Genomic DNA, 15258 nt, shown 5'->3' with positions numbered 1-15258 from the left:
TTAGGCTAGGAGTTAATTGTCGTGGCTAAAGAAAAATTTGATCGTTCCCTACCGCACGTCAACGTTGGCACCATTGGTCACGTTGACCACGGTAAAACCACTCTGACTGCTGCTCTGACTCGCGTCTGCTCCGAAGTTTTCGGTTCGGCCGTCGTTGAATTCGACAAGATCGACAGCGCACCAGAAGAAAAAGCTCGCGGTATCACCATCAACACCGCTCACGTTGAGTACAACTCGACTATTCGTCACTACGCTCACGTTGACTGCCCAGGTCACGCTGACTACGTGAAGAACATGATCACCGGTGCTGCTCAGATGGACGGCGCGATCCTGGTTTGCTCGGCCGCTGATGGTCCGATGCCGCAAACCCGTGAGCACATCCTGCTGTCCCGTCAGGTAGGCGTTCCGTACATCGTGGTTTTCCTGAACAAGGCTGACCTGGTAGACGACGCTGAGCTGCTGGAACTGGTTGAGATGGAAGTTCGTGACCTGCTGTCGACCTACGACTTCCCGGGCGACGACACTCCGATCATCATCGGTTCGGCTCGTATGGCGCTGGAAGGCAAAGACGACAACGAAATGGGCACCACTGCCGTTCGTAAACTGGTTGAAACTCTGGATACCTACATCCCAGAACCAGTTCGTATGATCGACAAGCCATTCCTGATGCCAATCGAAGACGTGTTCTCGATCTCGGGTCGCGGTACTGTTGTGACTGGTCGTATCGAGCGCGGTATCGTTCGCGTTCAGGACGCGCTGGAAATCGTTGGTCTGCGTGACACCACCACCACCACCTGCACCGGTGTTGAGATGTTCCGCAAACTGCTCGACGAAGGTCGTGCTGGCGAGAACTGCGGCGTTCTGCTGCGCGGTACCAAGCGTGACGACGTTGAGCGTGGCCAGGTTCTGGTCAAGCCAGGTTCGGTCAAGCCGCACACCAAGTTCACCGCAGAAGTTTACGTTCTGAGCAAGGAAGAAGGCGGTCGTCACACTCCGTTCTTCAAAGGCTACCGTCCACAGTTCTACTTCCGTACTACTGACGTGACTGGTAACTGCGAGCTGCCAGAAGGCGTTGAAATGGTAATGCCAGGTGACAACATTCAGATGACTGTTACCCTGATCAAAACCATCGCGATGGAAGACGGTCTGCGTTTCGCTATCCGTGAAGGCGGTCGTACCGTCGGCGCTGGCGTCGTAGCCAAAATCATCGAGTAAGGCTTTTAAAGTCAGCTTGATGGATTGAAAAAGCCCCCGCTCAGCGGGGGCTTTTTTATTGGGTTGACACCTATCGGGGGCGTCTATAGAATTGCGCCTCCTTTTAACGGGCGTATTGCGCCCGGTGGGAATAGCAGCCGGAGTCTGAAATCCAATGCAAAATCAGCAAATCCGTATCAGGTTGAAGGCTTTTGACCATCGCCTGATCGACCAATCAACCCAGGAAATCGTGGAAACCGCGAAACGTACTGGTGCTCAAGTGCGTGGTCCAATTCCACTGCCTACCCGTAAAGAGCGGTTCACCGTTCTGGTTTCCCCGCACGTCAACAAAGACGCGCGTGACCAGTACGAGATCCGCACTCATAAGCGTGTTCTGGACATCGTCCAGCCAACGGATAAAACCGTTGATGCGCTGATGAAGCTTGATCTTGCGGCCGGTGTGGAAGTGCAGATCAGCCTCGGCTAAGACTCGGTCTTGGTCGTGTAACGCTCTGAAATGGGCGGCCATAGCGGGTGAAAGCCCCGTACACTCATGAGGTTTACAACATGACTATTGGTGTAGTCGGTCGTAAATGCGGTATGACCCGTATTTTCACCGAAGAAGGTGTCTCCATTCCGGTCACGGTCATTGAGATCGAGCCGAATCGCGTCACCCAGTTCAAAACTGAAGAGACCGATGGCTATCGTGCAGTGCAAGTCACTGTCGGCGAGCGTCGCGCTTCGCGTGTAACAGCAGCTCAGGCTGGCCACTTCGCTAAAGCGAACGTTGCCGCTGGTCGCACCACCATGGAATTCCGCCTTGAAGAAGGCGAGTACCAGGCAGGCGATCTGATCAACGCTGAAATCTTCGCCGCTGGTCAACTGGTTGATGTAACCGGTCAGTCCAAGGGTAAAGGCTTCCAGGGTACGATCAAGCGTTGGAATTTCCGCGGGCAAGATAACACCCACGGTAACTCCGTATCCCACCGCGTCCCAGGCTCTATCGGCCAGTGCCAGACTCCTGGTCGTGTATTCAAGGGCAAAAAAATGTCCGGTCATATGGGCGCTGAGCGCGTGACCGTGCAGTCCCTGGAAGTAGTGCGCGTGGACGCTGAACGCAATCTGTTGTTGGTCAAGGGTGCTGTTCCTGGCGCTACTGGCGGCAACCTGGTTGTACGTCCAGCAGCCAAGGCTCGCGGTTAAGGGGAAGCTGACATGCAATTAAATGTAAATGACGCTCAAGCGATCGAAGTTTCCGAACTGACATTTGGCGGCGAATTCAACGAGACGCTGGTTCACCAAGCAGTCGTGGCCTACATGGCCGGCGGCCGTCAAGGTAGCAAGCAGCAGAAGACCCGTTCCGACGTTCGTGGTGGCGGCAAGCGCCCATGGCGTCAGAAAGGTACTGGCCGTGCTCGTGCCGGTACTATCCGTAGCCCAATCTGGCGTGGCGGCGGTACCACTTTCGCAGCTCGTCCACAGGATCACTCCCAGAAGCTGAACAAGAAGATGTATCGCGCAGCAATGCGTTCCATCCTTGCTGAGCTGGTGCGTACTGATCGTCTGGTCGTGGTTCAGGATTTCGCTGTTGAAACTCCGAAAACCAAAGATCTGCTGGGCAAACTGAACAACATGAGCCTGACCGACGTTCTGATCGTGTCGGACGCTGTTGATCAGAACCTGTACCTGGCTGCTCGCAACCTGCCGCACGTAGATGTACGTGATGTGCAAGGTTCCGATCCAGTTAGTCTGATCGCATACGACAAGGTGTTGATCACCGTGTCGGCCGTGAAGAAATTCGAGGAGCTGCTGGGATGAACCAGGAACGCGTATTTAAAGTTCTGCTTGGCCCGCACGTTTCCGAGAAGGCTACGGTTCTGGCAGACAAGAAAGGCCAGTTCGTTTTCAAGGTTGCTACCGATGCAACCAAGCTGGAAATCAAGAAGGCCGTCGAAAGCCTGTTCAGCGTGAAAGTAGAGCGCGTCACTACCCTGAACGTTCTGGGTAAGAGCAAGCGCACTGCTCGCGGTCTGGGCAAGCGTAATGACTGGAAGAAGGCAGTTATCTCCCTTCAGCCAGGCCAAGATCTCGATTTCAGCAGCAGTGCTGAGTAAGGAAGGGGTGCATCATGGCAATCGTTAAATGCAAACCGACTTCCCTGGCCGCCGTTTTGTGGTCAAGGTGGTCAACCAGGAGCTGCATAAAGGCGCTCCTCACGCACCGCTGCTCGAGAAAAAATCGAAGTCTGGTGGTCGTAACAACAATGGCCGTATTACCACTCGTCACATCGGTGGTGGTCATAAGCAGCATTACCGTATGGTCGATTTCCGTCGCAACGACAAAGATGGCATCGTCGCCACTGTCGAGCGTATTGAATACGATCCAAACCGTACTGCTCACATCGCACTGCTCTGCTACGCAGACGGCGAGCGCCGCTACATCATCGCCCCTAAAGGCGTGAGTGCTGGCGACCAGCTGATCGCAGGCGCTCTGGCTCCAATCAAGCCAGGCAACGCTCTGCAGCTGCGCAACATTCCAGTCGGTTCTACCGTACACGGCATCGAATTGAAGCCAGGTAAAGGTGCACAGATCGCTCGTTCCGCTGGTGCTTCGGCTCAGCTGATCGCTCGTGAAGGTGTCTACGTGACCCTGCGTCTGCGTTCCGGTGAAATGCGTAAAGTCCTGGCTGAATGCCGTGCGACCCTGGGTGAAGTCTCGAACTCCGAGCACAGCCTGCGTTCGCTGGGTAAAGCTGGTGCCAAACGCTGGCGTGGCGTTCGCCCAACCGTTCGTGGTGTTGCCATGAACCCGGTTGACCACCCACATGGTGGTGGTGAAGGTCGTACCTCTGGTGGTCGTCATCCGGTATCGCCATGGGGCTTCCCGACTAAGGGCGCGAAGACTCGTGGTAATAAGCGTACCGACAAAATGATCGTCCGTCGTCGCAAGTAAATAGAGGGATACGACAGTGCCACGTTCTCTGAAAAAGGTCCTTTTATTGATCTTCACCTACTGAAGAAGATCGAAGTGGCGGCGGAAAAGAACGATCGCAAACCAATTAAAACCTGGTCGCGTCGTTCGATGATCCTGCCACAAATGGTCGGTCTGACCATCGCAGTACACAACGGTCGTCAGCACGTCCCAGTTCTCGTTAACGAAGACATGGTCGGCCACAAACTGGGCGAGTTCGCCGGTACCCGCAACTATCGCGGGCACGTGGCTGACAAGAAAGCCAAGCGTTAAGGGGTAAGGAAATGGAAGTAGCCGCTAAGTTGTCGGGCGCTCGAATCTCCGCCCAGAAAGCCCGCTTGGTCGCCGACCAGATCCGCGGGAAGAAGGTGGGCGAAGCGCTCAACCTGTTGGCTTTCAGCAGTAAGAAAGCCGCCGAGATCATGAAGAAAGTGCTGGAGTCGGCCGTAGCCAACGCCGAGCATAACGAAGGCGCAGACGTTGATGACCTGAAGGTCAGCACCGTTTTCGTCAACGAAGGGCGTTCGCTGAAGCGCATCATGCCACGTGCCAAAGGCCGTGCTGATCGCATCGTCAAGCGGTCTTGCCATATCACTGTCAAGGTTGCTGACAAGTAACGGAGTCGAAGAGATGGGTCAGAAAGTACATCCCATTGGCATTCGCCTGGGAATCGTCAAGGAGCACACCTCCGTCTGGTACGCAGACGGTCGGACTTATGCGGACTACTTGTTCGCAGATCTGAAAGTGCGTGAGTATCTCCAAGACAAACTAAAAAGCGCGTCCGTAAGCCGTATCGATATCCATCGTCCGGCCCAAACTGCACGCATCACCATCCACACCGCTCGTCCAGGTATCGTTATCGGGAAGAAAGGTGAAGATGTTGAGAAACTGCGTCAGGACCTGACCAAGCAAATGGGTGTGCCTGTGCACATCAATATCGAAGAGATCCGCAAGCCGGAGCTCGACGGTATGCTGGTTGCGCAGAGCGTAGCTCAGCAGCTGGAGCGTCGTGTAATGTTCCGTCGCGCTATGAAGCGCGCTGTACAGAACGCCATGCGCATTGGTGCCAAAGGCATCAAAATCCAAGTGAGCGGTCGTCTCGGCGGTGCTGAAATCGCACGTACTGAATGGTATCGCGAAGGTCGTGTGCCACTGCACACCCTGCGTGCCGACATCGACTATGCCAACTACGAAGCTCACACCACTTACGGTGTGATCGGTGTAAAGGTTTGGATCTTCAAAGGCGAAGTTATTGGTGGTCGCCAAGAAGAACTGAAACCACAAGCACCAGCGCCTCGTAAAAAAGCTGCTAAGTAAGGGTACGCCAAATGTTGCAACCAAAGCGTACGAAGTTCCGCAAGCAGATGACCGGCCACAACCGTGGTCTGGCACTGCGCGGTAGCAAAGTCAGCTTCGGCGAGTTCGCGCTGAAGTCTGTTGCTCGTGGTCGTCTCACCGCTCGTCAGATCGAGTCAGCGCGTCGTGCTCTGACCCGTCACGTAAAACGTGGCGGCAAGATCTGGATCCGTGTATTCCCGGACAAGCCGATCTCCAAGAAACCTCTCGAGGTTCGTATGGGTAAAGGTAAGGGTAACGTGGAGTACTGGGTTGCCCAGATTCAGCCAGGCAAAGTCCTGTATGAAATCGAGGGTGTTTCTGAAGAGCTGGCGCGTGAGGCTTTCGCCCTGGCTGCTGCAAAGCTGCCGCTCGCCACCTCCTTTGTTAAACGGACGGTGATGTGATGAAAGCGAATGAACTTCGTGAAAAATCCGCACAGCAGCTGAACGAGCAACTGCTCGGCTTGCTGCGCGACCAGTTCAATCTGCGCATGCAGAAAGCAACTGGCCAGTTGGGGCAGTCTCATCTGCTCTCGCAAGTTAAGCGTGACATCGCTCGCGTGAAGACTGTGCTCAACCAGCAGGCAGGTAAGTGATCATGGCTGAAGCCGAAAAAACTGTCCGTACGCTGACTGGCCGTGTTGTCAGCGACAAGATGGACAAAACCATCACCGTTCTGATCGAGCGTCGCGTAAAGCACCCGATCTACGGTAAATACGTTAAGCGTTCGACTAAGCTGCACGCGCACGACGAAACCAATCAGTGCCACATCGGCGACAAAGTCACTATTCGTGAAACTCGTCCGATGGCCAAGACCAAGTCTTGGGCGCTGGTTGATGTTCTCGAACGCGCTGTGGAAGTCTAAGGGCTAGGGGTCGGAGAAATTATATGATTCAGACTCAATCCATGCTCGATGTGGCCGATAACAGCGGCGCTCGCCGTGTTATGTGCATCAAGGTGCTGGGTGGCTCCCATCGTCGTTACGCTGGTATCGGTGACATCATCAAAGTTACCGTGAAGGAAGCAATTCCTCGCGGTAAGGTGAAAAAAGGCCAAGTGATGACTGCTGTTGTAGTCCGCACTCGTCACGGCGTACGTCGTGCTGATGGCTCCATTATCCGCTTTGATGGCAACGCTGCTGTTCTTCTGAACAACAAGCAAGAGCCGATCGGCACCCGTATCTTTGGGCCAGTGACCCGTGAACTTCGTACTGAGAAGTTCATGAAGATCGTCTCGCTCGCCCCAGAAGTGCTGTAAGGAGATCCGACATGCAAAAGATTCGTCGTGACGACGAGATCATCGTGATCGCCGGCAAAGACAAAGGTAAGCGCGGTAAGGTGCTGAAGGTTCTTGCTGACAACCGTCTGGTTGTTGGTGGTCTGAACCTGGTCAAGCGTCATACCAAGCCTAACCCGATGTCGGGCGTACAGGGCGGTATCGTCGAGAAAGAAGCGCCACTGCACGCTTCCAACGTCGCCATCTTCAACGGCGAAACCAACAAGGCTGACCGCGTTGGTTTCAAAGTAGAAGACGGTAAGAAAATTCGTGTCTTCAAGTCGACCCAAAAAGCGGTTGATGCTTGAACACTGCTAGGTAGAAGACCATGGCACGACTAAAAGAGATTTACCGGAAGGAAATCGCTCCGAAACTTAAGGAAGAACTTAAGCTTTCGAACGTGATGGAAGTTCCGCGCGTTACCAAAATCACCCTGAACATGGGTCTGGGCGAAGCGATCGGCGACAAAAAAGTCATCGAGCACGCTGTTGCTGACCTGGAAAAGATCACCGGCCAGAAAGTCGTTGTGACCTACGCTCGTAAATCCATCGCTGGCTTCAAAGTCCGCGAAGGATGGCCGATCGGCGTCAAAGTGACCCTGCGCCGTGAGCGTATGTACGAGTTCCTGGATCGTCTGCTGTCGATCTCCCTGCCTCGGGTTCGCGACTTCCGCGGCCTGAATGCCAAGTCCTTCGATGGTCGTGGCAACTACAGCATGGGCGTGAAAGAGCAGATCATCTTCCCGGAAATCGACTACGACAAGATCGATGCTCTCCGCGGTCTGGACATTACCCTGACCACCACTGCCAAGAACGATGATGAAGGCCGCGCTCTGCTGCGTGCTTTCAAATTCCCGTTCCGCAACTGATTGGAGTAGGAAAATGGCCAAGAAGAGCATGAAGAACCGTGAGCTGAAGCGTCAGCTCACCGTTGCCAAGTACGCCACCAAGCGTGCAGCGCTGAAAGCTATCATCGTCGATCTGAACGCAAGTCCAGAAGCGCGTTGGGAAGCTACCGTAGCACTGCAGAAGCAACCACGTGACGCAAGCGCTTCGCGCATGCGTAACCGTTGCCGCCTGACTGGTCGTCCGCACGGCGTGTACCGCAAGTTCGGCCTCGGCCGTAACATGCTGCGTCAAGCTGCAATGCGTGGTGACGTGCCAGGTCTGGTTAAAGCCAGCTGGTAATAGTTGTCAAAGTCTCGATGTTCGGGTTCGCAAGAACCTGACCATCGGTGGCTTTGAATCTGAATCAAGCCCCTTTTGGGGCTTGATTCATTTCTGGGTGTGTCTAGAATGACCGGCTCGCCTGAGCCCGTGTTTTTCTGCCCGGAAGTTCTCGGCGACAAGTAGTAGCCGCAAGGCTAATTTTTTGTATTAGGAGCGTCTAGCCCATGAGTATGCAGGACCCGTTAGCGGACATGCTAACTCGAATCCGTAATGCCCAGATGGCTGAAAAGTCTGTCGTAAGCATGCCGTCTTCCACGTTGAAGGCAGCTGTAGCAAAAGTCCTGAAGGACGAAGGTTACATCGCGGATTTTCAGATCACCACCGACGCCAAGCCGTCGCTGTCCATCTCGCTGAAGTACTTCGAAGGCCGTCCGGTTATCGAAGAAGTGAAGCGCGTTAGTCGTCCAGGCCTGCGTCAGTACAAGTCCGTTGAAGATCTGCCGAAAGTTCGTGGCGGTCTTGGCGTGTCTATCGTCTCCACCAACAAAGGTGTGATGACGGATCGTGCTGCGCGCGCTGCCGGTGTCGGCGGCGAAGTTCTTTGCACTGTGTTCTAAGGGGGATAAGCATGTCTCGCGTCGCTAAGAACCCCGTTAAGCTGCCAGCCGGTGTCGAAGTCAAATTCGCAGGCCAACAGCTTTCGGTGAAGGGTGCCAAGGGCACTCTTGAACTGAACATCCATTCGTCCGTTGAGATCGTTGAAGAAGCTGGTGAGCTGCGTTTCGCTGCTCGCAATGGCGATCAACAAACTCGCGCAATGGCCGGTACCACGCGTGCGTTGGTAAACAACATGGTCCAGGGCGTAAGCCAAGGCTTCGAGCGCAAGCTCCAGCTGGTCGGTGTTGGTTACAAAGCGCAAGCAAAAGGTCAGGTTCTGAACCTGGCTCTTGGCTTCTCGCACCCAGTGGATTACGAACTGCCGCAAGGCATCACCGCTGAGACTCCTAGCCAGACCGATATCCTGATCAAGGGCATCGACAAGCAGCTGGTAGGTCAAGTGGCCGCCGAGATCCGCGACTTCCGTCCACCAGAGCCGTACAAAGGCAAAGGTGTGCGCTACGCGGACGAAGTCGTCCGTCGTAAAGAAGCCAAGAAGAAGTAGGGCATAGCAAATGACCGACAAAAAAGTTACTCGACTGCGTCGCGCTCGCAAAGCACGCCTGAAAATGCACGAACTCGAAGTCGTGCGTCTCTGCGTGTTCCGCTCGTCGCAGCACATCTACGCCCAGGTCATCTCGGCCGACGGCAACAAGGTCCTGGCAAGTGCCTCGACTTTGGATAAAGAACTGCGTGATGGTGCCACTGGCAACATCGACGCGGCCACAAAGGTTGGCCAGCTGGTCGCTACGCGTGCTAAGGCCGCTGGCGTATCGCAAGTGGCTTTCGACCGCTCTGGCTTCAAGTACCACGGCCGCGTTAAAGCGCTGGCTGATGCTGCTCGTGAAGCTGGGCTGGAGTTCTAAGTTATGTCAAATAACGACCAAAAGCGCGACGAAGGCTACATCGAGAAGCTGGTTCAAGTTAACCGCGTAGCCAAAACCGTTAAAGGCGGCCGTATCTTCACTTTCACCGCGTTGACCGTGGTTGGTGATGGTAAAGGGCGTGTTGGCTTCGGCCGTGGCAAGTCACGTGAAGTGCCTGCTGCGATCCAGAAGGCAATGGAAGCTGCTCGCCGCAACATGATTCAAGTTGACCTGAACGGCACCACCCTGCAGTACGCAATGAAGTCCGCTCACGGCGCTTCGAAGGTGTACATGCAGCCTGCTTCTGAAGGTACCGGTATCATCGCTGGCGGCGCTATGCGTGCTGTCCTCGAAGTTGCTGGCGTTCAGAACGTTCTGGCCAAGTGCTACGGCTCGACTAACCCGGTAAACGTGGTTCACGCCACTTTCAAGGGTCTGAAGGCTATGCAGTCTCCTGAGTCCATCGCTGCCAAGCGTGGCCTGCGTGTTGAGGAGATCAAGTAATCATGGCTACCGTTAAAGTTACGCTGATCAAAAGCATGACCGGCCGCATCCCTAACCACAAACTGTGCGTTAAGGGTCTGGGTCTGCGTCGCATCGGTCACACTGTAGAAGTCCAGGATACTCCCGAGAATCGCGGGATGATCAACAAGGCTTACTACATGCTGCGTGTCGAGGGTTAATCGATGAAACTCAATGATCTGAGTCCAGCGCCGGGTTCCCGTCGCGAAAAGCATCGTCCGGGCCGTGGTATCGGTAGTGGTTTGGGCAAGACTGGTGGCCGTGGTCACAAAGGTCAGACCTCCCGCTCCGGTGGCACCATCGCTCCAGGCTTTGAAGGCGGTCAACAGCCGCTGCATCGTCGCCTGCCTAAGTTCGGTTTCGTTTCCCTGAAAGCCATGGATCGCGCAGAAGTGCGTTTGTCCGAGCTGGCCAAAGTGGAAGGCGACGTCGTTACTGTGCAGTCCCTGAAAGATGCCAACGTGATCAACGTCAACGTACAGCGTGTGAAAATCATGCTGTCCGGTGAAGTGACTCGCGCTGTCACTATCGGCAAGGGAATCGGCGCCACCAAAGGTGCGCGTGCGGCTATCGAAGCAGCTGGCGGCAAGTTCGAGGAATAAATGGCTAAGCAAGGTGCTCTCTCTGCGCTCGGCAAAGGCGGTATGTCTGAACTCTGGGCTCGTCTGCGTTTTCTGTTCCTGGCGATTATCGTCTACCGAATAGGCGCACACATCCCGGTTCCAGGTATCAACCCGGACCGACTCGCAGACCTGTTTCGACAGAATGAGGGGACCATTCTTAGCTTGTTCAACATGTTCTCCGGCGGCGCGCTGGAACGGATGAGCATCTTTGCACTGGGGATCATGCCGTACATTTCGGCATCGATCATCATGCAACTGATGACCGCCGTCAGCCCGCAGCTGGAGCAGTTGAAGAAGGAAGGTGAAGCTGGCCGTCGAAAGATTAGCCAGTACACCCGCTACCTCACCGTCGCTCTCGCTCTGGTCCAGGCTATTGGCATGTCCATTGGTCTGGCCGGGCAGGGCGTCGCGTTCACTGGTGACTTTGGCTTCCATTTCGTCGCGGTAACCACATTTGTGGCTGGTGCGATGTTCATGATGTGGCTGGGTGAGCAGATTACTGAGCGTGGTGTTGGCAACGGTATCTCGATGTTGATTTTTTCGGGTATCGTCGCCGGTCTTCCGAGAGCAATCGGGCAGTCTTTCGAGTCTGCGCGTCAGGGTGATATCAACATCTTCGCCCTGGTTGCCATCGGTTTGCTGGCAGTAGCGATTATCGGTTTCGTGGTGTTCATTGAGCGTGGCCAGCGTCGTATCGCTGTTCACTACGCCAAGCGTCAGCAGGGCCGAAAGGTTTTGCGGCGCAGACAAGCCACTTGCCGCTGAAGGTGAACATGGCCGGTGTTATTCCGGCTATTTTCGCGAGCAGCATTTTGCTGTTTCCGGCTTCGTTGGGTGCCTGGTTCGGTCAGTCTGAAGGTATGGGCTGGTTGCAGGACATCTCGCAGTCGATCGCTCCTGGTCAGCCGTTGAATATTCTGCTGTTTAGTGCAGGGATTATTTTCTTCTGCTTCTTCTATACGGCGTTGATGTTCAATCCGAAAGACGTAGCGGAAAACCTGAAGAAGTCCGGTGCCTTTATTCCGGGCATCCGTCCAGGTGAGCAGTCTGCGCGCTATATTGATGGCGTTCTGACCCGCTTGACCCTGTTCGGTGCTCTTTACATGACGGCCGTGTGCCTGTTGCCCCAATTCCTGGTGGTTGCAGCAAACGTTCCGTTCTACCTTGGCGGGACCTCGTTGCTGATCGTGGTCGTGGTTGTGATGGACTTCATGTCCCAAGTACAATCGCACCTCGTTTCGCACCAGTACGAATCCCTGATGAAGAAAGCCAACCTGAAGGGTTACGGCAGCGGCATGTTGCGCTGAGTACCCATAAGGTTCGAGGAGTTGGTGATGAAAGTTCGTGCATCGGTGAAAAAGCTGTGCCGTAACTGCAAGATTATTCGCCGCGAAGGTGTTGTTCGAGTAATTTGCAGCGCGGAACCGCGTCACAAACAGCGCCAAGGCTGAGTGTGATTGTGCTTCAAGCCCGGTAGCTAGTGCGCTACCGGGTTGATTATTTGTTATTACAGCGATATTATCTCGCGCCCTATTTCTTGGCTTCCGGGGCGTAGGTAGCTGTCAATTGGAGTCCCACTGAATGGCCCGTATTGCAGGCGTTAACATTCCAGATAACAAGCATACTGTTATCTCGCTGACCTACATCTATGGTGTTGGTCGCACTACTGCGCAGAAGATCTGTGCAGTGACTGGGGTAAACCCAGCAGCAAAGATCAAAGATCTGAGCGACGAGCAAATTGAACAGCTGCGTGGCGAAGTGGCGAAGTTCACCACTGAAGGTGACCTGCGTCGCGAAATCAACATGAAAATCAAGCGCTTGATGGACCTCGGTTGCTATCGCGGTCTGCGTCATCGTCGTGGTCTGCCAGTACGCGGTCAGCGTACCAAGACCAACGCGCGTACCCGTAAAGGTCCGCGTAAGCCGATCCGCAAGTAATCGCCCCAGCGAATCGACAGGAATTTAATCATGGCAAAACCTGCTGCTCGTCCTCGTAAAAAAGTTAAAAAGACAGTGGTTGATGGCATCGCCCACATCCATGCATCTTTTAACAACACCATCGTGACCATTACCGACCGTCAAGGTAACGCTCTTTCCTGGGCTACCTCCGGTGGTTCGGGTTTCCGCGGTTCCCGCAAGTCCACCCCGTTCGCTGCTCAAGTAGCTGCTGAGCGTGCTGGTCAAGCTGCGCTGGAATACGGCCTGAAAAACCTCGACGTCAACGTCAAGGGTCCAGGTCCAGGTCGTGAATCCGCAGTCCGCGCTTTGAACGGCTGTGGCTACAAGATCGCCAGCATCACCGACGTGACGCCAATCCCGCACAACGGGTGCCGTCCGCCGAAGAAGCGCCGCGTGTAATCCAGGAGATTGTAAAGAATGGCTCGTTACATTGGTCCAAAATGCAAACTCGCTCGTCGCGAAGGCACCGATCTCTTCCTGAAGAGCGGCGTGCGCGCGATCGAATCGAAGTGCAACATTGAAGCAGCACCTGGTATCCACGGCCAACGCCGCGGTCGCCAGTCCGACTACGGCACCCAACTGCGTGAAAAGCAGAAGGTCCGTCGTATCTACGGCGTTCTCGAGCGCCAGTTCAGCGGCTACTACAAAGAAGCTGCTGGCAAGAAAGGTGCAACCGGTGAAAACCTGCTGCAACTGCTCGAATGCCGTCTGGACAACGTTGTATACCGTATGGGCTTTGGTTCGACTCGTGCCGAATCCCGTCAACTGGTATCGCACAAGTCGATCAGCGTTAACGGTCAGACCGTAAACGTTCCGTCGTATCAGGTTCGTGCTGGTGACGTGGTTGCAGTTCGCGAGAAAGCAAAAAACCAACTTCGCATTGTCCAAGCTCTCGATCTGTGTGCCCAACGTGGCCGCGTAGAATGGGTAGAAGTAGACACTGAGAAGAAGTCGGGCGTTTTCAAGAACGTTCCTGCTCGCAGTGATCTGTCCGCCGACATCAACGAAAGCCTGATTGTCGAGCTCTACTCCAAGTAAGGGCTAGAAAATAGGTGCATCCATGCAGATTTCGGTAAATGAGTTCCTGACACCCCGCCACATTGATGTGCAGGTTGTCAGTCCAACCCGCGCCAAGATCACTCTCGAGCCTCTCGAGCGTGGTTTTGGCCACACCCTGGGCAACGCGCTGCGCCGCATCCTGTTGTCCTCAATGCCCGGCTGCGCAGTAGTCGAGGCCGAGATTGACGGTGTGCTCCACGAGTACAGCGCCATCGAAGGTGTACAGGAAGACGTAATTGAAATCCTGTTGAACCTTAAAGGTCTGGCCATCAAGCTGCACGGTCGTGACGAAGTTACGCTGACCTTGTCGAAGAAGGGTTCGGGGGTGGTTACCGCTGCCGATATTCAGCTGGATCATGATGTCGAGATCGTTAATCCCGATCACGTAATCGCTAACCTGGCGTCTAACGGCGCCCTGAACATGAAGCTCACCGTAGCTCGTGGTCGTGGTTATGAACCAGCCGACTCGCGTCAGAGCGATGAAGACGAAAGCCGCAGCATCGGTCGCTTGCAGCTCGACTCTTCGTTCAGCCCGGTTCGCCGTATCGCTTACGTGGTGGAAAACGCCCGTGTCGAGCAGCGTACCAACCTGGACAAGCTGGTTATTGATCTGGAAACCAACGGTACCCTGGATCCTGAAGAGGCTATCCGTCGCGCTGCAACCATCCTGCAACAGCAGCTGGCTGCGTTCGTCGACCTCAAAGGTGAAAGTGAGCCGCTGGTTGTCGAGCAGGAAGACGAGATCGATCCGATCCTGCTTCGCCCGGTTGACGATCTGGAACTGACTGTACGTTCGGCTAACTGCCTTAAGGCGGAAAACATCTACTACATCGGCGACCTGATTCAGCGTACCGAAGTAGAGCTGTTGAAGACTCCGAACCTGGGCAAGAAATCCTTGACTGAAATCAAGGACGTTCTGGCCTCCCGCGGTCTGTCCCTCGGCATGCGCCTCGACAACTGGCCGCCTGCAAGTCTTAAGAAGGACGACAAGGCGACTGCCTGATCGTCGTAATCACCGAACGTAGTGTTTGGTAAGGAATGAACCATGCGTCATCGTAAAAGTGGTCGTCACCTGAGCCGCACCAGCTCGCACCGCAAGGCCATGTTCCAAAACATGGCGGTGTCGCTGTTCGAGCACGAGCTGATCAAAACTACTCTGCCAAAAGCCAAAGAACTGCGCCGCGTTGCCGAGCCGCTGATCACTCTGGCCAAGACAGACAGCCTGGCTAACCGCCGTCTGGCTTTCGACCGTACTCGTTCGAAAGCTATCGTTGGTAAGCTCTTCAACGACCTGGGCAAGCGTTACGCTACCCGTGAGGGTGGCTACCTGCGCATCCTCAAGTGCGGTTTCCGCGCTGGCGACAACGCGCCTATGGCGTACGTCGAGTTGGTTGATCGTGCTACTGCTGGCGAAGCTGTATCCGCCGAGTAAGACGTCAGTCTGAAACAAAGAACCGGGCCTAGTGCCCGGTTTTTTGTGCCTGGAAGAAATGCGCCGTCCGTACAAGTTTCTGACATGGTTGAACTGCCACTATGTGCCGGGAAAACATAATTAGTAATTATCTATCGATACCTGCAAGTTAATGAATTTGTAGCTGTAACGTCGATGATCAATACTTCCCGCCAA

27 protein-coding genes and 2 pseudogenes are annotated in these 15258 nt (G+C 54.8%); all 29 read left to right on the top strand.

Annotated elements, in window-relative coordinates; all coding sequences use genetic code 11:
• The first annotated feature begins 21 nt into the window (after positions 1-21).
• The 29 genes and pseudogenes from tuf (at position 22) to rplQ (ending at position 15063) form a co-directional block, all read left to right on the top strand.
• Entirely contained in the window at positions 22-1215 is a 1194-nt protein-coding gene (gene tuf, locus LJU32_01520) for an elongation factor Tu (GenBank protein ID WKV89199.1), read from the top strand.
• Positions 1216-1369: 154 nt separating this feature from the next.
• Positions 1370-1681 (top strand): 30S ribosomal protein S10, encoded by a 312-nt coding sequence (rpsJ, locus tag LJU32_01515; protein WKV89198.1) that lies wholly within the window; start codon positions 1370-1372, stop codon positions 1679-1681.
• 80 nt (positions 1682-1761) lie between these two features.
• A complete protein-coding gene (gene rplC, locus LJU32_01510; GenBank protein ID WKV89197.1) occupies positions 1762-2397 on the top strand; it encodes a 50S ribosomal protein L3 in 636 nt (211 codons plus the stop codon).
• Between the two features lie 12 nt (positions 2398-2409).
• On the top strand, positions 2410-3012 hold the full coding sequence (gene rplD, locus LJU32_01505) for a 50S ribosomal protein L4 (protein WKV89196.1): 603 nt from the start codon (positions 2410-2412) through the stop codon (positions 3010-3012).
• Positions 3009-3308 carry a 50S ribosomal protein L23 gene (gene rplW / locus LJU32_01500; GenBank protein WKV89195.1) on the top strand — a complete coding sequence of 100 codons (300 nt, stop codon included), beginning with the start codon at positions 3009-3011 and terminating at the stop codon, positions 3306-3308. Before rplD ends, rplW begins: the two co-directional genes overlap by 4 nt.
• Positions 3309-3322: 14 nt before the next feature.
• A pseudogene (gene rplB, locus LJU32_01495) lies at positions 3323-4146 on the top strand (50S ribosomal protein L2).
• Positions 4147-4437 carry a 30S ribosomal protein S19 gene (gene rpsS / locus LJU32_01490; GenBank protein ID WKV91018.1) on the top strand — a complete coding sequence of 97 codons (291 nt, stop codon included), beginning with the start codon at positions 4147-4149 and terminating at the stop codon, positions 4435-4437. It abuts the pseudogene before it with no gap.
• A gap of 11 nt (positions 4438-4448) precedes the next feature.
• Positions 4449-4781 (top strand): 50S ribosomal protein L22, encoded by a 333-nt coding sequence (gene rplV, locus LJU32_01485; GenBank protein ID WKV89194.1) that lies wholly within the window; start codon positions 4449-4451, stop codon positions 4779-4781.
• A gap of 13 nt (positions 4782-4794) precedes the next feature.
• Positions 4795-5481: a 30S ribosomal protein S3 gene (rpsC, locus tag LJU32_01480; GenBank protein ID WKV89193.1), complete on the top strand. Its 687-nt coding sequence runs from the start codon at positions 4795-4797 to the stop codon at positions 5479-5481.
• Between the two features lie 11 nt (positions 5482-5492).
• Positions 5493-5906: a 50S ribosomal protein L16 gene (gene rplP / locus LJU32_01475; protein ID WKV89192.1), complete on the top strand. Its 414-nt coding sequence runs from the start codon at positions 5493-5495 to the stop codon at positions 5904-5906.
• Positions 5906-6097, top strand: a complete 192-nt coding sequence (gene rpmC / locus LJU32_01470; GenBank protein ID WKV89191.1) for a 50S ribosomal protein L29 — start codon at positions 5906-5908, stop codon at positions 6095-6097. The genes rplP and rpmC overlap by 1 nt, the downstream gene beginning before the upstream one ends.
• A gap of 2 nt (positions 6098-6099) precedes the next feature.
• The gene (rpsQ, locus tag LJU32_01465) at positions 6100-6366 is read left to right on the top strand and encodes a 30S ribosomal protein S17 (GenBank protein WKV89190.1); all 267 of its coding nucleotides are present in this window, start codon (positions 6100-6102) and stop codon (positions 6364-6366) included.
• A gap of 23 nt (positions 6367-6389) precedes the next feature.
• Positions 6390-6758 (top strand): 50S ribosomal protein L14, encoded by a 369-nt coding sequence (gene rplN, locus LJU32_01460; protein WKV89189.1) that lies wholly within the window; start codon positions 6390-6392, stop codon positions 6756-6758.
• 11 nt (positions 6759-6769) lie between these two features.
• Positions 6770-7084 carry a 50S ribosomal protein L24 gene (rplX, locus tag LJU32_01455; protein ID WKV89188.1) on the top strand — a complete coding sequence of 105 codons (315 nt, stop codon included), beginning with the start codon at positions 6770-6772 and terminating at the stop codon, positions 7082-7084.
• A 20-nt stretch (positions 7085-7104) separates the two neighbouring features.
• Entirely contained in the window at positions 7105-7644 is a 540-nt protein-coding gene (gene rplE / locus LJU32_01450) for a 50S ribosomal protein L5 (GenBank protein ID WKV89187.1), read from the top strand.
• A gap of 13 nt (positions 7645-7657) precedes the next feature.
• Entirely contained in the window at positions 7658-7963 is a 306-nt protein-coding gene (gene rpsN, locus LJU32_01445; GenBank protein ID WKV89186.1) for a 30S ribosomal protein S14, read from the top strand.
• A gap of 206 nt (positions 7964-8169) precedes the next feature.
• A complete protein-coding gene (gene rpsH, locus LJU32_01440; GenBank protein ID WKV89185.1) occupies positions 8170-8562 on the top strand; it encodes a 30S ribosomal protein S8 in 393 nt (130 codons plus the stop codon).
• Positions 8563-8573: 11 nt separating this feature from the next.
• Entirely contained in the window at positions 8574-9107 is a 534-nt protein-coding gene (gene rplF, locus LJU32_01435; protein ID WKV89184.1) for a 50S ribosomal protein L6, read from the top strand.
• A gap of 10 nt (positions 9108-9117) precedes the next feature.
• Positions 9118-9468, top strand: a complete 351-nt coding sequence (gene rplR / locus LJU32_01430) for a 50S ribosomal protein L18 (protein ID WKV89183.1) — start codon at positions 9118-9120, stop codon at positions 9466-9468.
• A 3-nt stretch (positions 9469-9471) separates the two neighbouring features.
• Positions 9472-9972, top strand: coding sequence for a 30S ribosomal protein S5 (gene rpsE / locus LJU32_01425; protein WKV89182.1), 501 nt, complete (start codon positions 9472-9474; stop codon positions 9970-9972).
• Positions 9973-9974: 2 nt separating this feature from the next.
• A complete protein-coding gene (gene rpmD, locus LJU32_01420) occupies positions 9975-10151 on the top strand; it encodes a 50S ribosomal protein L30 (protein ID WKV89181.1) in 177 nt (58 codons plus the stop codon).
• A gap of 3 nt (positions 10152-10154) precedes the next feature.
• Positions 10155-10592, top strand: coding sequence for a 50S ribosomal protein L15 (gene rplO, locus LJU32_01415; protein WKV89180.1), 438 nt, complete (start codon positions 10155-10157; stop codon positions 10590-10592).
• Positions 10593-11920 (top strand): annotated as a pseudogene (gene secY / locus LJU32_01410) (preprotein translocase subunit SecY). It abuts the gene before it with no gap.
• Positions 11921-11947: 27 nt separating this feature from the next.
• Positions 11948-12064: a 50S ribosomal protein L36 gene (gene rpmJ, locus LJU32_01405; GenBank protein WKV89179.1), complete on the top strand. Its 117-nt coding sequence runs from the start codon at positions 11948-11950 to the stop codon at positions 12062-12064.
• Between the two features lie 130 nt (positions 12065-12194).
• A complete protein-coding gene (gene rpsM / locus LJU32_01400) occupies positions 12195-12551 on the top strand; it encodes a 30S ribosomal protein S13 (GenBank protein WKV89178.1) in 357 nt (118 codons plus the stop codon).
• 30 nt (positions 12552-12581) lie between these two features.
• Positions 12582-12971 carry a 30S ribosomal protein S11 gene (gene rpsK / locus LJU32_01395; GenBank protein ID WKV89177.1) on the top strand — a complete coding sequence of 130 codons (390 nt, stop codon included), beginning with the start codon at positions 12582-12584 and terminating at the stop codon, positions 12969-12971.
• Between the two features lie 18 nt (positions 12972-12989).
• Positions 12990-13610 (top strand): 30S ribosomal protein S4, encoded by a 621-nt coding sequence (rpsD, locus tag LJU32_01390; GenBank protein WKV89176.1) that lies wholly within the window; start codon positions 12990-12992, stop codon positions 13608-13610.
• A 22-nt stretch (positions 13611-13632) separates the two neighbouring features.
• On the top strand, positions 13633-14634 hold the full coding sequence (rpoA, locus tag LJU32_01385) for a DNA-directed RNA polymerase subunit alpha (GenBank protein ID WKV89175.1): 1002 nt from the start codon (positions 13633-13635) through the stop codon (positions 14632-14634).
• A gap of 42 nt (positions 14635-14676) precedes the next feature.
• Entirely contained in the window at positions 14677-15063 is a 387-nt protein-coding gene (rplQ, locus tag LJU32_01380) for a 50S ribosomal protein L17 (protein ID WKV89174.1), read from the top strand.
• The last annotated feature ends 195 nt before the right edge of the window (positions 15064-15258 follow it).

The organism is Pseudomonas sp. B21_DOA (genome assembly GCA_030544685.1).
Lineage (GTDB): Bacteria > Pseudomonadota > Gammaproteobacteria > Pseudomonadales > Pseudomonadaceae > Aquipseudomonas > Aquipseudomonas fluorescens_AO.
Note: the sequence above shows the minus strand (reverse complement) of the source record. Positions and strands in the feature narration are given on the sequence as shown.

What these genes read in the sequence shown, in the direction of transcription:
- rpsJ (WKV89198.1), top strand. Translation starts at nt 1,370, where the DNA reads ATGCAAAATCAGCAAATCCGTATCAGGTTGAAGGCTTTTGACCATCGC.
- rplC (WKV89197.1), top strand. Translation starts at nt 1,762, where the DNA reads ATGACTATTGGTGTAGTCGGTCGTAAATGCGGTATGACCCGTATTTTC.
- rplD (WKV89196.1), top strand. Translation starts at nt 2,410, where the DNA reads ATGCAATTAAATGTAAATGACGCTCAAGCGATCGAAGTTTCCGAACTG.
- rplW (WKV89195.1), top strand. Translation starts at nt 3,009, where the DNA reads ATGAACCAGGAACGCGTATTTAAAGTTCTGCTTGGCCCGCACGTTTCC.
- rplV (WKV89194.1), top strand. Translation starts at nt 4,449, where the DNA reads ATGGAAGTAGCCGCTAAGTTGTCGGGCGCTCGAATCTCCGCCCAGAAA.
- rpsC (WKV89193.1), top strand. Translation starts at nt 4,795, where the DNA reads ATGGGTCAGAAAGTACATCCCATTGGCATTCGCCTGGGAATCGTCAAG.
- rplP (WKV89192.1), top strand. Translation starts at nt 5,493, where the DNA reads ATGTTGCAACCAAAGCGTACGAAGTTCCGCAAGCAGATGACCGGCCAC.
- rpmC (WKV89191.1), top strand. Translation starts at nt 5,906, where the DNA reads ATGAAAGCGAATGAACTTCGTGAAAAATCCGCACAGCAGCTGAACGAG.
- rpsQ (WKV89190.1), top strand. Translation starts at nt 6,100, where the DNA reads ATGGCTGAAGCCGAAAAAACTGTCCGTACGCTGACTGGCCGTGTTGTC.
- rplN (WKV89189.1), top strand. Translation starts at nt 6,390, where the DNA reads ATGATTCAGACTCAATCCATGCTCGATGTGGCCGATAACAGCGGCGCT.
- rplX (WKV89188.1), top strand. Translation starts at nt 6,770, where the DNA reads ATGCAAAAGATTCGTCGTGACGACGAGATCATCGTGATCGCCGGCAAA.
- rplE (WKV89187.1), top strand. Translation starts at nt 7,105, where the DNA reads ATGGCACGACTAAAAGAGATTTACCGGAAGGAAATCGCTCCGAAACTT.
- rpsN (WKV89186.1), top strand. Translation starts at nt 7,658, where the DNA reads ATGGCCAAGAAGAGCATGAAGAACCGTGAGCTGAAGCGTCAGCTCACC.
- rpsH (WKV89185.1), top strand. Translation starts at nt 8,170, where the DNA reads ATGAGTATGCAGGACCCGTTAGCGGACATGCTAACTCGAATCCGTAAT.
- rplF (WKV89184.1), top strand. Translation starts at nt 8,574, where the DNA reads ATGTCTCGCGTCGCTAAGAACCCCGTTAAGCTGCCAGCCGGTGTCGAA.
- rplR (WKV89183.1), top strand. Translation starts at nt 9,118, where the DNA reads ATGACCGACAAAAAAGTTACTCGACTGCGTCGCGCTCGCAAAGCACGC.
- rpsE (WKV89182.1), top strand. Translation starts at nt 9,472, where the DNA reads ATGTCAAATAACGACCAAAAGCGCGACGAAGGCTACATCGAGAAGCTG.
- rpmD (WKV89181.1), top strand. Translation starts at nt 9,975, where the DNA reads ATGGCTACCGTTAAAGTTACGCTGATCAAAAGCATGACCGGCCGCATC.
- rplO (WKV89180.1), top strand. Translation starts at nt 10,155, where the DNA reads ATGAAACTCAATGATCTGAGTCCAGCGCCGGGTTCCCGTCGCGAAAAG.
- rpmJ (WKV89179.1), top strand. Translation starts at nt 11,948, where the DNA reads ATGAAAGTTCGTGCATCGGTGAAAAAGCTGTGCCGTAACTGCAAGATT.
- rpsM (WKV89178.1), top strand. Translation starts at nt 12,195, where the DNA reads ATGGCCCGTATTGCAGGCGTTAACATTCCAGATAACAAGCATACTGTT.
- rpsK (WKV89177.1), top strand. Translation starts at nt 12,582, where the DNA reads ATGGCAAAACCTGCTGCTCGTCCTCGTAAAAAAGTTAAAAAGACAGTG.
- rpsD (WKV89176.1), top strand. Translation starts at nt 12,990, where the DNA reads ATGGCTCGTTACATTGGTCCAAAATGCAAACTCGCTCGTCGCGAAGGC.
- rpoA (WKV89175.1), top strand. Translation starts at nt 13,633, where the DNA reads ATGCAGATTTCGGTAAATGAGTTCCTGACACCCCGCCACATTGATGTG.
- rplQ (WKV89174.1), top strand. Translation starts at nt 14,677, where the DNA reads ATGCGTCATCGTAAAAGTGGTCGTCACCTGAGCCGCACCAGCTCGCAC.